Consider the following 14664-nt stretch of genomic DNA (forward strand, 5'->3'; position numbering starts at 1 on the left):
CGGACGCGGCCGCGGCGCCCGAGGTCACCCGCGGCGCGCCGCTCGACCGGCGCGCGTTCCGATACTCCCGCGCGGTGGGCGCCGCGCCGGCGGGGCTCGCGGCGCTGCCTCTCGACGCCGCGGTGCTGGCCCAGAGCCGCGCGCTCGCCGACGTGCGGCTGGTCGGCCCGGACGGGCGGCAGGTGCCTTACCTGGTGGACCGGCGCGACGCGCCGCTCGCCGTCGCGCTCGGCGCGGCGGCGCCGGCGATCGGCGCCGGCCCCCTCGCGCGCGCAGGGACCCGGGTGCTCGCGATCGCCCTCCCGGAGCCGGCGCTCCCGGCGGGGCGCCTCGTCCTCGAGACCTCGGCCCGCGTGTTCCGTCGCGAGATCCGCGTCTACGCCGCTCCCCACGACCGCGGGCCGCGTCGCCCCGTGCTGCTCGCCTCCGCGACGTGGGCGCACGCGGATCCCGCGCGTCCGGCCGCGCCGCTCGCGCTCGAGCTCCCCGCGCTCGAGGGCGACCGGCTCCTCCTGGCGGTGGATGACGGCGACAACGCCCCGCTCCCGCTCGCCGCGCCGCGGCTCCTCGTGCCGGCGTACCGCCTCCGGTTCTTCCACCCCGGACCGGCGCTCGCGCTCGTATACGGCGCCAAGGACGTCGAGGCGCCACGCTACGATCTGGCGCTCCTCGCGCCGCGCCTTCGCGCCGCCCCCGCTCGCGAGGTGGCGCTCGCTCCCGCTCCGCCCGCGCCGCGTACCTCCGGGGCGCCGGGGCGGAACACGTTCTGGATCGTCCTCACCGTCGCCGTCGGCGCCCTGCTCGCCCTCGTCGGGCGGCTCGTCGCGAAGGGCGGCGGAGCCGCGTGATGCACGAGGGGGGGACCGTCAGCGCGGCAGCGTGAGCGGGACCTCGAGCTGCATGGGATCGCCCTTGAACTTCGGGAACACCATCAGCCGCGCGGCGCTCTTCAGACAGGAGCCGAGCGAGGTCGCGTTCAGGCTCACGTCGTCGAGCGTCGGGTAGGTGACGGTCCCGTTCGGCTGGATGTTCAGGTGCAGCGACACCTTCCGCCCGTCGAGGGGGACGCTCGAGCCCTTGCGGGCGGAGGTGATGCAGCCGTCGAAGGCCTTCCGCGTGGACGCCAGCACCCGCTGGATCTGCTCCTGCGAGAGCCCTGGCGACGCCTGCGGCAGGTAGACCTGGGACTGCCTGCGCGGCGGCTCGGGAGCGGCCGCGGCGACCTTCCGCGGCTGCGGCTCGGGGCGCCGCTCCACCTGGCGCTCGACGTGCGCCGGCCTCGCGAGGTTCGGCTCGGGGTTCGGCTCGGGCTTCGGCTCCGCCTTCGACTCCGGATCGGGCTCCGGCTCCGGTGCGGCCACGGGCTTGGCCGCGGCGGACTCCGGCAGTGCCGGGGGCGGCGGGGGGACGGGCTCCGGGGTGGCGATCTGCGGGGGCGGCGCCGCGGCGGCGCGCGCGGCGGGGGGCCCCTTCACCCCCCTGCTCGCGACCGCGACGCCGAAGATCGCCACCAGCACCAGCACTCCCCCGCCGATGAGGAGGAGCGGCCCGCCTTGCTTCTGGGTGGGAGGGCGCGGGATGTCGGGGACCTTCGGCGTCGGGAGCGGCGGGGACGCCTCCGTGGGCTTCGCTGCCTCGCCGGTCGCGGCGGCCTCCAGCTCCGCGCGCATCGGCGCGAAGGGATCGGCCGACGCGCTGCCGAACGTCTCGGGCAGGGACGACCTGGCCGCGGCGAGGAAGGGATCCGGCTCCGGCTCGACGGGCGCGGGCGGCGGCGGCTCGCGGGGCGCGAACGGATCGGCCGCCGGCGCGCCGGATCGCGCCTCGGGCGACTCCGCGAAGATGTCCACGTAGCGAGCATCCGCCGACGGTGAGGTGACCTCCTGCGGCGCCGCCACGGGGCTGGCCTGGACGGCGCCGGTGGAGCCCGCCGCAGGATCCACCCTCTGATCCGCCTGGGCGCGCCGCAGCGGCAGCTCGGTGGTGGGTCCGACGGGAGCGCTCGGGGCTGCGGGCGCGGGGCCGTCGGCCGGCAGGCGGGGCGGCGTCCATTGCGCGGCGCCCGCGCCCGGCGCCGTCGCGGGCTCGCCCTTGACCACGATGACGTGGCCACAGGCCTTGCACTTGAGCTTGTAGACCCGCCCCGGGACCGGCTGCTCCGCGGTGGCGTACCTCTTTCCGCACCGGGCGCACGAGAATTTCACGCTGGAATTCTCGCTTGCCTTTCGCGGGGGCGCAAGCTCGGCGCCACGTCTGGCGGCCAAGGAACGGCACGCTTCCCCGGCGTCCAGGCGTGCGTGGCACGCTTCCCCGGCGTCCAGGCGTGCGTATACGCCACACCCGGTGATCGACGCGGACCGCCTGGCGATGAAGCGTTCGCGCGCGAGAAGTCCGCGCTCCCGCCGCGCCGGTTCCGAACGCGGATCGACGACCCGCCGCGGGACGGTGCGCACGGGACGCGCGCGTTAGGCCGCGACCATGGCCTTCTACCAGGACCCGCCGCGGCTCGGGAGCGCGTGGACCGACGACCCGCTGCTGCGGGAGCACCTCGCGCGCGCCTTGCCGCCCGACGCCTTCGCCGCCGTCGCCCCCGAGCTGGAGGAGGTCGGCGCCCTCGCCACCGGACCGCTCCTCGCGCTCCAGGAGGAGGACCGCGAGGCGGAGCCCGCGCTCGTGCAATGGGACGCGTGGGGGCGTCGCGTGGACCGGATCACCGTCACCGCGGTGTGGCGCGAGGCGGCCCGGCTCGCGGCGCGGCACGGCCTCGTGGCGGTGGCCTACGAGCGGCGCCTCGGGGCGCTGTCGCGCCTGCACCAGCTCGCCCTCGTCCACCTCCTCGAGCCGTCGATGGACACCTACTCCTGCCCCCTCGCGATGTCGGACGGGGCGGCGCGCGCGCTCCTCGACCTCGCGCCGCCGTCGCTCGTCGAGCGGGCGGTGCCGCGGCTCACCGCGCGCGATCCGGCGCGGGCGTGGACGAGCGGGCAGTGGATGACCGAGCGGTCCGGCGGCTCGGACGTGTCGCGGACGGAGACCGTCGCCCGGCGCGACGCTGACGCGTGGCGGCTCCACGGCACGAAGTGGTTCACCTCCGCGACGAGCGCGGAGATGGCGCTCGCGCTCGCCCGGCCGGAGGGGAACCCGGACGGCTCGCGCGGCCTCGCCCTGTTCTACGTCGAGACGCGGCGGGAGGACGGGACGCCGAACGGGATCCGCGTGAACCGGCTGAAGGACAAGCTCGGCACCCGGAAGCTCCCGACCGCCGAGCTGACCCTGGACGGCGCCCGGGCCGAGCCGGTGGCCGGGCTCCGCGATGGCGTCCGCGCCATCGCCCCGGTGCTCAACGTGACGCGCACCTGGAACGCGGTGGTGGCCGTGTCGTACATGACGCGCGGGCTCGCCCTGGCGCGCGCGTACGCCCGCCTGCGGACCGCGTTCGGCGCGACGCTCCTCGAGAAGCCGCTCCACGCCGACACGCTCGCGGGCCTCGAGGCGGAGCGCGAGGCCGGGTTCCTCCTCGCGTTCCGGGCCGCCGCGCTCCTCGGCCGCGCCGACGCCGGCGAGGCCTCCGCCGCGGACCTGGCGCTGCTGCGGGTGGCGATCCCGCTCGCGAAGCTCACCACGGGCAAGCAGGTGGTCGCGGTGGTCTCCGAGGTCGTCGAGGCCTTCGGCGGCGCGGGGTACGTCGAGGACACCGGGCTCCCGCGCCTGCTCCGCGACGCGCAGGTGCTGCCGATCTGGGAGGGCACCACGAACGTCCTCGCGCTCGAGGCCCTCCGCGCCCTCGCGGCCGAGGGCGCCCCCGAGGCCTTCGCGGCCGAGGTGCGGCGGGCCCTCGGCGGCGCGCGTGCGCCCGCGCTCCGGCCGGCCGTGGAGGCCTGCGAGGCGGCGCTCGGGCGGGCCGCGGCGGTCCTCGCGGCGCGCGGGACCGGCGCCGAGGCGGAGGCGGACGCCCGGCGCGTCGCGCTCACCCTCGGGCGGACCCTCGCGCTCGCCCTCCTCGCGGAGCACGCGCAGTGGTGCCTCGACACCGGGCGCGGCAGGCGCGCGCCGGCGGCGGCGCAGCGGTTCGCGCGGGCCGGCGTCGATCTGCTCGACGCCGGCGGCGGCCTGGAGGAGGCGGCGCTCCTCGCGGGAGGCGGCGAGGCGGAGGCGGCCGGGCGCCGATGACCAGGGGCGGGGGCGGTCTCCGGGCCTCGGGGGAGGCCCGGCCGACGGCGAGGCGCGCCGCCGGCGCGCGCGCGTCTACGCGATCGACACCGTCTTCACGTTCACGAACTCGCGGATGCCCTCCTTCGCGAGCTCGCGCCCGTACCCGGAGCGCTTCACGCCGCCGAACGGGAGGCGCGGATCGGAGGCGACCATCGCGTTCACGAACGTGGCGCCGGCCTCGAGCTCGTTCACGAGCCGCTCTCGCTCGGCGGGCTCGTTCGTCCAGATGCTCGAGCCGAGACCGAACGGGACGTCGTTCGCGACCGCGATCGCCTGCTCGAGGTTCTCCACCCGGAAGAGCATGGCGACCGGCCCGAAGATCTCCTCGCGGTACGACGGCGAGGCGGGGGTCACCCCGGCGAGCACGGTGGGCGGATAGAACGCGCCCTTCCCCGGGAGCGGCTGCCCCCCGCAGAGCACCCGCGCGCCACCCTTCACCGCCGACTCGACCTGCGCCACGAGCTTGTCGCGCTCCCGCACCGAGACGAGCGGGCCGACGTCGGTGTCCGGCGCCATGGGGTCGCCGACCCGGAGCGCCTGCATCCGCTCGACGAACGCCCGCTCGAACCGGTCGTACACCGCCGCGTGGACGACGAAGCGCTTCGCCGCGATGCACGACTGGCCGTTGTTGACGGTCCGCGCCGCCACCGCGGTCTTCACCGCGGCGTCGAGATCGGCGGACGGCATCACCACGAACGGATCGCTCCCGCCCAGCTCGAGCACCGTCTTCTTGATGACGCGCCCGCAGGCGGACGCCACCGCGGCGCCCGCGGCCTCGCTGCCGGTGAGGGTCGCGGCCTTGACGCGATCGTCCTCGACGATCCGCTGCACCCGCGACGACCCGACGAGCAGGGTCTGGAAGCAGCCCTCCGGGAACCCGGCCTCCCTGAAGATCTCCTCGATGGCGAGCGCCGACTGCGGCACGTTCGACGCGTGCTTGAGGAGCCCGACGTTGCCGGCCATCAGGCCCGGCGCGGCGAACCGGAACACCTGCCAGAAGGGGAAGTTCCAGGGCATCACCGCCAGCACCGGGCCGAGCGGCAGGTACCGAACGAACGAGCGCGTGGCGCTCGATCGGAGCTCCTCGTCGGCGAGGAACCGCTCCGCGTTCTCCGCGTAGAAGCGGCAGGCGGCGGCGCACTTCTCCACCTCCCCGATCGCGGAGCGGAGGGTCTTCCCCATCTCGCTCGTCACGATCCGGCCCCAGTGCTCCCTGCGCCCCTGGAGCACGTCGGCGGCGCGGGTCATCAAGGCCGACCGGTCCGCGAAGGGTCGGCGGCGCCAGGTGCGGAACGTCTCGGTGGCGCGGGCGAGCTTGCGCTCCAGCTCCGCGTCCGAGAGCTCGTCGAACCGGGCGAGGACGTCGCCCGTGGCGGGGTTCACCGACGACATGGTGGCCATGAGGACCCGTTCCTTTCGTGGTGGAGGCTTCGACGGCAATGTGAGGCGGGTGTCGTCCCATAACACGTCCGGACCCGCCCCGCGGGCGCCGGCTCGGGCCTCCGTCCGGGGGACGATCGCCACAGGCCGCGGCCACGGCGTCCGCCCTCCTCATGGGCCTCGTCGCCCGCGAGCCCGCGCGCCGCTCCAGCCGGCCGCGTCCGTCACCGGTAGTCGGTGAGGCTCCGCCGGCCACCCCCGACGCGCGGCTCGCTCCGCGCCTGGCACTGCGCGCAGAGGGAGGCGTACGGCATGAGCGCGAGCCGCTTCTGCGGGATCTCCTCCTCGCACGACTCGCACATTCCGTAATCCTCGGGCGTGTCGTCGAGCTTGCGCAGCGCCCGGTCGATCCGGCCGAGGAGGTCGGCCTGGCCGCGGTTCCGCTGCGACGCGAGGACCTGCAGCATCTCGGAGAGGGCCTGGGCGTCCTCGTCGGCGACGCCGGTGGTGGCCGGATCCCGGCGGTTCGGCTCGATCCGGGCCGGGTCGGTGGCGAGGAGCTGGCGGCGGAGCCGCTCGAGGGCGAGCCGGTGGCCCGCGCGCGCGGTGGGCGTCATGGCGCGCGTGAATTACCGGAACGCCGCCCCGAGCGCCAGGGGGACCGTCAGCCCGGACCCGCGACAGCGGCGGCGCGTCGCCGGCGGTCGTACGCGAGGATCCGCTCGACGAAGCGCGCACGGACCGCCGGATCCGCGAGCCGCCCCTCCTCCTCGACCGGGAGCAGCGGGAGCCGGGCGCGCAGCTCCGCCACGAAGGCGCCGACGCCCTCGAGGCGCGGTGGACCGCCCGCGTCCGGCCAGACGCGCACGCCCTCGAGGCCGCAGGAGGGCGAGCTCGCCTTGGTCACGTACCCGGCGAGCCCCTCCGCCGCGAGCGCGGCGACGCGGCGCTCGGCGTAGGCCCGCATCGCCACCGTGTGATCCCGGCCGCTCCGCTCCCCGACGAGCCGCGGCGCGCCCGGGCTCCCGACGAGCCGGATGGGCTCGCGCGGCACGGCCATCCCGACCTCCACCTCCGGGCAGACCGGCACCCACTCGAACAGCCGGCCGAGCGCCTCGACGACGATCGCGTCGCGCCGGTCACCGCCGTCGTAGCGCACCTTCGCCCCGAGGAGACAGGCGGAGACGCCGACGCGGGGCCTGGGGGTGGTCACCCCCGAAGCGTAGGCGAGCCGGGTCGCCTCCGCAGCCGGGATCGGCGCGGGCACGGTCCTGGCGGGCGCCCGCCCGATCGGGCGAGCCGCTCCGGGCGCTGCGGCGTACGGAATCATCGGACGCGGCCGCCCGTTGTCCACCATGTCTCACGTCGAAGCCTCTCCCCCTACCTGCCCATGACCGCGAGATCGATGCAGAGAGCGCTCGCTCACGTCCCGCTCGAAGCGGCGGAGGACGTGGCCCCCGGCGGCGACGAGCCGCTCGCCGCCCTGCCCGGCGACCGCGCGCCCGCCCTGCGGCCGTCGCACCGCGACCCGCTGCGCGCCGACGACGGCCTCCTCGAGGTGCTGGAGACGGCGCGGTTCGGGGTGGCGTACGAGCCCATCGTGGAGGTCTCGACGGGCCGCACGGTCGCGCACGAGGCGCTCGCGCGCTTCCACCGCGCGGACGGCGCGCTCATCCCGGCGGCGCGGGCGTTCGCGTGGCTGCACGGCGCGCCGGCGCTGTTCGTCGAGACGGAGCTCGCGCTGAAGCGGCTCCAGCTCGAGCGCGCGCCGGGCCACACGCTCTTCGTGAACCTCGATCCGGACAGCTACCTCGGCGCGTCGGGCGCCGCGGAGCAGTTCGTGGCGCTCCTCGCGCGCGCGGGGCTGGACGTCGTGGTGGAGGCCATCGAGAACCTCGACGCCCGGGACGCGGTGCGCGCCGGCGAGATGATCTCCGGGCTCCGCGACGCCGGCCTCCCCTTCGCGCTCGACGACGTCGGCGCGGCGGGCGGCATCATCTCGTTCGAGGCCCTGGCGCACGCGGACTACCTCAAGTTCGACCGCTCGCTCGTGCCCGTGCCGCGCGACGCGCGCCGGCTCGCCGTCGTGCAGGCGCTCGTCGGGATGGCGAAGCACACCGGCGCCCGCGCGGTGCTCGAGGGCGTGGAGACGGTGGAGGACCTGGAGCTCGCGCGGGAGCTCGGCGTCGGGTTCGCGCAGGGGTACCTGTTCCGCGACCGGTTCGTGCGCGTCGGCCCCGACGCGCGATAGCGCGGGGCGCCGCCCGCCGTCACGCCTCGCGGCGCGCGACGAGCACGCCCGCGGCGAACCCGGCCGCGACGGCGGCCAGGCCACGGAGGGGCCCGCGCGAAGGGCGCCGCGCGACCGCGGGCGTCTCCTCGACCTCGCGCTGCGACCCGCCGAGGCGATCCTGCATCGCGGCCGCGCCCTCGTGATGCCGCGCGGCGGGCGCCGTGCCGGTGTCGCGCATCGACTTCGCGCCCTCGCGCTTCCCCTCCGGCGACCTGTGCTCGATGAACGCGTTCATCTCCGCGCCGCCGAGGAGCACGAGGGACGAGATCCACATCCAGAGGAAGAGGACGACGACGCCGGCGATCGAGCCGTACGTCTTGTCGTAGCTCCCGAAGTTCGCGACGTACTTGCCGAAGCCCCAGGACGCGAGCACCCAGATCACCACGCCGACGACGGAGCCGGGGGTGATGAACTTGAACTCCTGCTCGACGTCGGGGAGCACGTAGTAGAGCAGCGCCCACAGGAACATCATCGCGAGCCCCGCGATCGGGAGCCGGGCCCACAGGATCGCGGTGCCGATCGGACCGCCGATGGCGTTCGCGATGGGCTCGGCGGCCACGCCCAGGAGGGCCGCCACGAGCGACAGGACGCCCGTGACGATCGTCATGCCGACCGCGATGCCCCGCGTCTTCCAGAACGGCCGGGACTCCCTCACGTCGTAGCAGGTGTTGAGCGCGCGCATCACCGCGAGGACGGCGCCGGACGCCGCCCAGAGCGCGCCGAGCGCGCCGAACCCGATGAGCGTGACGTGCTGCTGCCGCGCGAGCTGCTGGATGCGCTCCCCGACGATCTGCGTCACCGCCCCGGGCGCGACGCGCGAGAGCTGCTCCACGAGCTGCTGCGCCTGCGCCGGCGTGATGAGCAGGCTCGCCAGCGCGACCAGGAACAGCAGGAACGGGAAGAGCGCGAGCACGCCGTAGTACGTCACGGCCGCGGCGAGGTCGGTCACGCCGTCCGCGTCGATCTCCGCGTAGAGCCCCTTCCCGAACTCCTTCCAGCTCATCCCCTTGCCCGGGAACCGCATGGCGTCCCCCCGCCTGCCGCGCCTCCGTCCCCCCGCCCGCCACGCCGCGGAGAGCTCCGGCCGAGAGGGCGATCCGGCGCGTGCGAGGGAAAGGTGACGGGCGGGGCGGCGGTGGACAAGCACCGCGCCGCCGGCGACGCTCAGCGGCGATCCGTCCGGACCCGCTCCACGACGAACCAGATCGCGAAGATCACGAGCAGGGGGAGGACCAGCCGCGGGCGGCGCGCGACGAGCGCGATCACCACGGCGAGGAGGAGCGCGAGCGGCCAGCTGATCCGGAGCACCGCGGCAGTGTAGCCGTTCGGCGCGGCCGCGGGGGCCGTTCGGCCGGGGGCGTCACCGACGTCACGCCCGATCCGGCTCGCGGTCCTCCACCAGCCTGAGCCCGGCCGGCAGGCTCTCCCCGAAGATCCGCGACTCCTCCGCCTCGCTCGCCACCGCCACCTCCCGGACCGCGCGCACGGTCTCCTCCGGCGCCCGCGCCGCCGCGAGGACCGAGAGCACCTGCGCGCGCACGGCGTCCCCGACGTCGCGCGCCCGGTCGCCGCTCCGGCGGGCGAGCTGCGCCAGCGGAAAGGCGAGCGCCGCGGGCGACGCCCCGAGGGCGAGGAGCCGCGCGATCCACTCCTCCGCGGCGCGCGCCGGCAGCGCCAGGTGGGCGCTCCCGTAGAACGGGACCCGGGCGCCGAGCCGGCCCACCGCCCAGAGCAGGTGCGGCGCCGGCCCCTCCGCCTCCAGCCGCGCGAGGAGCCACTCCCCCGCCTCGGCCTTCCGCGCGACCTCGAGCCGCTCGAGGCTCCCGAGGAGCCGGACCATCTCGTCGATCGCCTCCGGCTTCGCGCCCGGCACCTTCGGCGGCGCCTTGCGCGCCTCGCGCGGGCGCACGAACGGCGCCACCGTCTCGAAGAGCCGGGCCTGCCACGCCGGCTCGAGCCCCCCCGCGATCCGCCGCCAGAGCACCCACCACGCCGCCCACGCGCGCGGATCGGCCTGGTACTGCAGCCCCTCGCCGAAGATCGTCCAGGTCTCCCCCACCCGCCACGCGTCGAGCGGCGCGCCGAAGCCGGGGCGCAGCGCGAAGCCGGTGAGCTGCAGCCAGACCCGCTCGTGATCGGCGCTCCGCCGGCGGCGGCTCCGGCCGGCGTGCAGCGCCCCCCAGAGATCGCGCACCACCGGCGTGCTCCACCCGTCGCGCGGGCCGAGGATCCGCTCGAGGGCGCGGTTCAGCCCCTTCACCTCGCGCGGATCGACCGCCGCCTTCTTCCCGTAGAAGAGCTCCACCTGCGCCCGCGCGTCGTCGAGCCGCCGCGGCGCCGGCCCGACCTCCGCCCGCCCCTCGCCCTCCCTGCGCTCGCCGCGCTCTCCGCGTTCTCCGCGCGCGCCGCGCGCGTGGTGCGGCCGCAGCGAGAACTCGAGCTTCCAGCGGGCGTCCCGCGCCTCGGCTGCGCACCACAGCTCGAGCGTGCCGATCTCGGTCAGCACGGCCTCGAGCCGCACGCCGACCTCGGCGGCCCCGCCGCCGGCCGGGCCCGCGCCGCGCAGCACCGCCTCGACCGGCGGCAGCGCGACGAGATCCTCGGAGATCGGCACCACGTCGCCGGGCCGCTCGAGCCGCGCCTGCGAGGAGGCGAAGAGCGGGAACCGCACCGGGCGGTTCAGCGCGAGCGCGAACGGCCGCGCCACCTCCACCCGGCTCCCCTCCTCCAGGTGACGCGGCACCACGCAGAGGGCGCGCTCGCCCTCCGGGGTGGAGATGCCGACGTAGAACGCGCGCGGGCTGCCGCCGCCGATGCGCAGCCCGATCCCGTGCCGCACCAGCGCTGACGCCACCGCGCCGCGCGCCACGGCGAGCTCGAGCGCGGGGCTCGCGAGGAGCCGCACCGGGGGCGCGTCCGGGGACAGCGCCGAGACCGCCTCCACCAGCCGGTCCCGCACGACGCGCGGGGTGAAGACCCCGCCGTTCACGAGGATCGCGTCGGGCCGGGCGAGGTCGCCCGCGCGGGCGCCCGCCTCGGCGCCGTGCGCCGCGAGGAACGCGACCACGTGGCGCGTGACGGCCGGGTCCGGCTCGTAGGGGAGCCCGAGCTCCGCGAGCCCGGCGGTCCGGGGCGCCCGCCGCGGCCGGTCCGACGCGGTCACCCTGGGGAAGAAGCCCTCGAGGACGACCGACCGGACCTCGTCGCGCCCGAGCTCCGCCGACACCGCGCCCTCGAGCAGCCGGCTGCCCCGCCCGACCACCGCCACCGGGCACCGCTCCGGCGCGTCCTCGGCGAGGAGCGCCTCCTTCGCGCCGCGGCAGGCGAGGACGAGCGCCGCGAAGCGGGCCGGGTCGAGCCGCTCGCCCAGACGCGCCTCCACGGCGCGGGCGAGGGCGAGGTCCACGTTGTCGCCGCCCAGCAGGAGGTGATCGCCGACCGCGAGCCGGTCGAACGCCGGCCGGCCGCCCTCGCTCCGCGCCGCGACCAGGGTGAGGTCGGTGGTGCCGCCGCCCACGTCCACGACGAGGACGAGCCGCGCCCCGGCGAGCGCCGCCTCGAGATCGTCCCGGTGGCCGGTCGCCCAGTCGTGGAACGCCGCGGCGGGCTCCTCGAGCAGCGTCGCGCGCCCGAGCCCGGCCTCCCGCGCCGCGGCGAGGGTCAGCTCGCGGGCCGCGGCGTCGAAGGAGGCGGGGACGGCCAGCACGAGCTCCTGCGCCGCGAGCGGCGCGTCGGGGTGGGCGTGATCCCAGGCGGCGCGGAGGTGGCCCAGGACCTGCGCGGACGCGGCGACGGGCGAGAGCCGCTCCACGCCCTCGGGCGCCCCCCACGGCAGGATGGGCGCCCTCCGGTCGGCGCGCGCGTTGGCGAGCCAGCTCTTCGCCGAGGTGACGAGCCGCCCCGGCACCCGCGTCCCCTGCTCCCGCGCCGCCTCGCCGACCAGCGCCGGCCGCGCGCCCCAGGGGAGCACGAGCCGCTCCGGCGGGAGCTCGGGGCCGGGCAGGTAGACGGCGGACGGCAGCAGCCGCCGCTCGCCGAGGCCGCCGCCGGCGACGCGCTGCACGATCGGGAGCGCCTCGATCGCGCCGGGCAGATCGCCCTCGCCCGCGAGATCGACCGAGGCGAGCGCGGAGTTCACCGTCCCGAGGTCGATCCCGACGAGGAAGCGCGGTCCGGCCATCCCGCCCTCACGCGGGGGGCGCCGCGCCGGGGTCGCCCGCGCCGGCCCCCGCCGTCGCGCCGCCGCCCGGCGCCTGGCGGAGGTTCCACTCGAGCCGGTACGCGCGCCCCTCGCGCCCCACGCACTCGAGCTCGAGCGTGCCGATCTCGGTGACGTGCGACCGGAGCCGCACCGGCACCACCTCGCCGGCCGGCCGCGCGCCGGGGGGCACCGTGACCGTGACGGGCGGCATCTCCTCGAGCGGCTCCTCCTCCTCGACCACCTCGCCCGCCCGGTCGTGCCGGCTCGAGGAGGTGAAGAGCCGGAACTCCACCGGCTCCCCCACCACGAGCCCGAGCTCCTCGCCGGGGAGATCTGCGCTCGTCCCCTCCTCCATCCCCATCGGCGCGAGGCAGACGGCGCGCACCGGCGTGGGCAGCCCGGGGACCGCCGGCACCGACGCCTCGACGCCGACGTAGTACGCGCGCGCCGTGCCGCCGCGGATCCGGATGCCGTGCCCCGCCCGCACCCGGCCGTACGCCGCCGCGCCGCGCGCGACCGCGAGGTCCGGATCCGCCGCCGGGAGCACCCGGGGCGGCGCCGCCCCCTCCGCGGCGAGCCAGCCGGAGACGACCTCGACCACCCGCGCGACGAGCGGGGCCGCCTTGGTCACCCCGCCGTTGAACAGGATCGCGGTCGGGTGGAGGAAGGCCTCGCCGGCGAGCGGCACGGGCGCGGCGTCGCCCCGCAGCGCGACCCGGTGGCGCGAGAGGAACGCCGCGAGGTGCCGGGTCACCGCCGGATCGGACGCGTAGGGCAGGCCGAGCGCGGTGAGGGCCCCGCGCCGCGCCGCGACCGGCGCCCCGGTCACCTCCACCCGCGGGAAGAAGCCGTCCACCAGGACCGCCTCGAGCACCGCGCGGGTGAGCGAGGTCCGGACCGCGCCGCCGACCAGGGACGCGCCCCGCCCCGGGACCACGATGGGCGCCTCCGCGAGGGCGCGGTCCGCGAACAGGAGCTCCTTCGCCTCGCGGGCGCCGTGCGTCAGCGCGGTGAGCTGCCAGCGATCGAGCCGCCGGCCCTCGCGCGCGAGCGCCTCGGCGATCGCGTGGGCGAGGGCGAGATCCATGTTGTCGCCGCCGAGGAGGATGTGATCCCCCACCGCGACGCGCTCGAGGCCGAGGTCGCCGCCGCGATCGACCACTGCGATCAGGGAGAGGTCGGTCGTCCCCCCGCCGATGTCCACCACGAGCACGAGGTCGCCGGGCTTCACCTCGTCGCGCCACGCGTCGCCCATCGCCTCGACCCACGCGTAGAGGGCGGCCTGCGGCTCCTCGAGGAGCGTCACCGCCGGCAGCCCGGCGGCGCGCGCCGCCTCGACGGTGAGCTCGCGGGCCACCGCGTCGAAGGACGCGGGGACCGTGAGCGTCACCTGCTGGCGCGCGAGCGCCGCGTCGGGATCCTCGCGCGCGAACGCGTGATCCCAGGCGGCCCGCAGGTGGGCGAGGTACCGCGCCGACGCCTCGAGCGGCGACACGCGGGGCACCTCCGGAGGCGCGCCGGCCGGCAGCACGGGCGCGCGCCGATCCACGCCCGCGTGCGACAGCCAGCTCTTCGCCGAGGCGACGAGCCGGATCGGCGTCTGGGCCCCGAGGGTCCGGGCGAGGGCGCCGACGACGCCGCCGCTCGCGGCGGGATCCCACGGGAGGCCGGTGGAACCCGGCGGCAGCTCCGCCTCGTGCGGCAGGTACAGGAACGACGGCAGGAGCGACCGCGGCTCCACCTCGCCGGGCTGGACGAGCTGCGGGATCGGCAGCACCTCCGCCGCTCCGGGCTCCGGCCCGAGGGCGCGGTAGGCGAGGGCGGAGTTGGTCGTGCCGAGGTCGATGCCGACGGCGCGCGCGCGATCACCGGCCATGGGCCATTCTCGACGGGGCGTGCCGCCCCGCCCCGCCGGCCAAGCCGTCGGGGCCCCACCCCTGCTGCGCGGGGCCCGTGACCGCTCGCGCCCCGCTTCGCGGGCTCCGCTCGCGGTCCCCGCGCGGAGGCGCTGCGCTCCTCCCCCCGCCTGCGGCGGGGTCCCCCCTCCTTGCCATCGACGGGCCGTGCCGCCCCTGCCTCACAGCTCCACCTCCGCCGGCGCGAGGATGTTCGGATCCTTCGCCTCCACCGTGGGGAGCTTCACCTCGCGCGCACGCCAGCCGTGGTGGCGGAGGCTGCCCTTGAACGGCGGTTTCCCCACGACGTTCCCGGTGAGGCGGATCGCGGCGGGGTCGAACCCCGCGGAGACCGTGACCTGAGCGCCCTCCACCTCGCGGTAGATCGGCTCGAGCCGGAACAGCTCCTGGATGGCGCGCTTGCACCCGGCGTGGACCGTCCTCGCGGCGGCGCCGATCGAGGAGTCCGGGAAGCCGGTCAGGTCCTCCTCGATGAAGTCCACGAGCCGGCCCTCTCGCTGGAGGACCGTCAGCACCAGCAGCGCGGCGCGCGCGTCGGGGGTCGGCGCGCGGGCGGGGACCACCGTCGGCGCGACGGCGGGGGCGGCCGCGGGCTTCGGCGGCTCCGCGGCCGGCTTCGCGGCCGGCGGGGGCGCGACCTTGGCGCCCGGCGCAGCTGGCGG

General features: G+C 77.1%; 12 protein-coding genes. 3 read left to right on the top strand and 9 right to left on the bottom strand.

The window, feature by feature from the left end; genetic code table 11:
• A partial coding sequence (locus MNZ27_RS20980; RefSeq protein WP_242396037.1) for a hypothetical protein occupies window positions 1-848 on the top strand: 848 nt, incomplete at its 5' end.
• An 18-nt stretch (window positions 849-866) separates the two neighbouring features.
• Here the strand turns inward: MNZ27_RS20980 and MNZ27_RS20985 are convergent.
• A complete protein-coding gene (locus MNZ27_RS20985; RefSeq protein ID WP_242396038.1) occupies window positions 867-2204 on the bottom strand; it encodes a zinc-ribbon domain-containing protein in 1338 nt (445 codons plus the stop codon).
• Between the two features lie 274 nt (window positions 2205-2478).
• On the opposite strand from MNZ27_RS20985, the gene MNZ27_RS20990 reads away from it, so the two are divergent.
• A complete protein-coding gene (locus MNZ27_RS20990; protein WP_242396039.1) occupies window positions 2479-4170 on the top strand; it encodes an acyl-CoA dehydrogenase family protein in 1692 nt (563 codons plus the stop codon).
• 75 nt (window positions 4171-4245) lie between these two features.
• Here the strand turns inward: MNZ27_RS20990 and MNZ27_RS20995 are convergent, their stop codons facing one another.
• From MNZ27_RS20995 to MNZ27_RS21005, 3 genes are all read right to left on the bottom strand, one after another.
• Complete coding sequence (locus tag MNZ27_RS20995; RefSeq protein ID WP_242396040.1) at window positions 4246-5613, bottom strand: NAD-dependent succinate-semialdehyde dehydrogenase; 1368 nt, start codon at window positions 5611-5613, stop codon at window positions 4246-4248.
• Between the two features lie 203 nt (window positions 5614-5816).
• Window positions 5817-6209 (bottom strand): TraR/DksA family transcriptional regulator, encoded by a 393-nt coding sequence (locus tag MNZ27_RS21000; RefSeq protein ID WP_242396041.1) that lies wholly within the window; start codon window positions 6207-6209, stop codon window positions 5817-5819.
• 47 nt (window positions 6210-6256) lie between these two features.
• Window positions 6257-6805, bottom strand: coding sequence for a DUF523 domain-containing protein (locus tag MNZ27_RS21005; protein WP_242396042.1), 549 nt, complete (start codon window positions 6803-6805; stop codon window positions 6257-6259).
• 177 nt (window positions 6806-6982) lie between these two features.
• On the opposite strand from MNZ27_RS21005, the gene MNZ27_RS21010 reads away from it, so the two are divergent.
• Window positions 6983-7843 carry an EAL domain-containing protein gene (locus MNZ27_RS21010; protein ID WP_242396043.1) on the top strand — a complete coding sequence of 287 codons (861 nt, stop codon included), beginning with the start codon at window positions 6983-6985 and terminating at the stop codon, window positions 7841-7843.
• 19 nt (window positions 7844-7862) lie between these two features.
• On the opposite strand, the gene MNZ27_RS21015 is transcribed toward MNZ27_RS21010, so the two are convergent.
• From MNZ27_RS21015 to MNZ27_RS21035, 5 genes are all read right to left on the bottom strand, one after another.
• A complete protein-coding gene (locus tag MNZ27_RS21015; protein WP_242396044.1) occupies window positions 7863-8909 on the bottom strand; it encodes a YihY/virulence factor BrkB family protein in 1047 nt (348 codons plus the stop codon).
• Window positions 8910-9049: 140 nt separating this feature from the next.
• The gene (locus MNZ27_RS21020) at window positions 9050-9193 is read right to left on the bottom strand and encodes a hypothetical protein (RefSeq protein ID WP_242396045.1); all 144 of its coding nucleotides are present in this window, start codon (window positions 9191-9193) and stop codon (window positions 9050-9052) included.
• 61 nt (window positions 9194-9254) lie between these two features.
• On the bottom strand, window positions 9255-12065 hold the full coding sequence (locus MNZ27_RS21025; RefSeq protein ID WP_242396046.1) for an Hsp70 family protein: 2811 nt from the start codon (window positions 12063-12065) through the stop codon (window positions 9255-9257).
• A gap of 7 nt (window positions 12066-12072) precedes the next feature.
• On the bottom strand, window positions 12073-13962 hold the full coding sequence (locus MNZ27_RS21030) for an Hsp70 family protein (RefSeq protein WP_242396047.1): 1890 nt from the start codon (window positions 13960-13962) through the stop codon (window positions 12073-12075).
• A gap of 201 nt (window positions 13963-14163) precedes the next feature.
• Window positions 14164-14664 (bottom strand): DUF2760 domain-containing protein (locus tag MNZ27_RS21035; protein WP_242396048.1); only part of this gene is annotated, 501 nt, incomplete at its 5' end.

The sequence above is a fragment of the Anaeromyxobacter oryzisoli genome, from assembly GCF_022690765.1.
Lineage (GTDB): Bacteria > Myxococcota > Myxococcia > Myxococcales > Anaeromyxobacteraceae > Anaeromyxobacter > Anaeromyxobacter oryzisoli.

Bases quoted from the DNA above. Each gene is read 5' to 3' on its own strand.
- MNZ27_RS20990 (WP_242396039.1), top strand. From the start codon at position 2,479: ATGGCCTTCTACCAGGACCCGCCGCGGCTCGGGAGCGCGTGGACCGAC.
- MNZ27_RS20995 (WP_242396040.1), bottom strand. From the start codon at position 5,613: ATGGCCACCATGTCGTCGGTGAACCCCGCCACGGGCGACGTCCTCGCC.
- MNZ27_RS21000 (WP_242396041.1), bottom strand. From the start codon at position 6,209: ATGACGCCCACCGCGCGCGCGGGCCACCGGCTCGCCCTCGAGCGGCTC.
- MNZ27_RS21010 (WP_242396043.1), top strand. From the start codon at position 6,983: ATGACCGCGAGATCGATGCAGAGAGCGCTCGCTCACGTCCCGCTCGAA.
- MNZ27_RS21015 (WP_242396044.1), bottom strand. From the start codon at position 8,909: ATGCGGTTCCCGGGCAAGGGGATGAGCTGGAAGGAGTTCGGGAAGGGG.
- MNZ27_RS21025 (WP_242396046.1), bottom strand. From the start codon at position 12,065: ATGGCCGGACCGCGCTTCCTCGTCGGGATCGACCTCGGGACGGTGAAC.
- MNZ27_RS21030 (WP_242396047.1), bottom strand. From the start codon at position 13,962: ATGGCCGGTGATCGCGCGCGCGCCGTCGGCATCGACCTCGGCACGACC.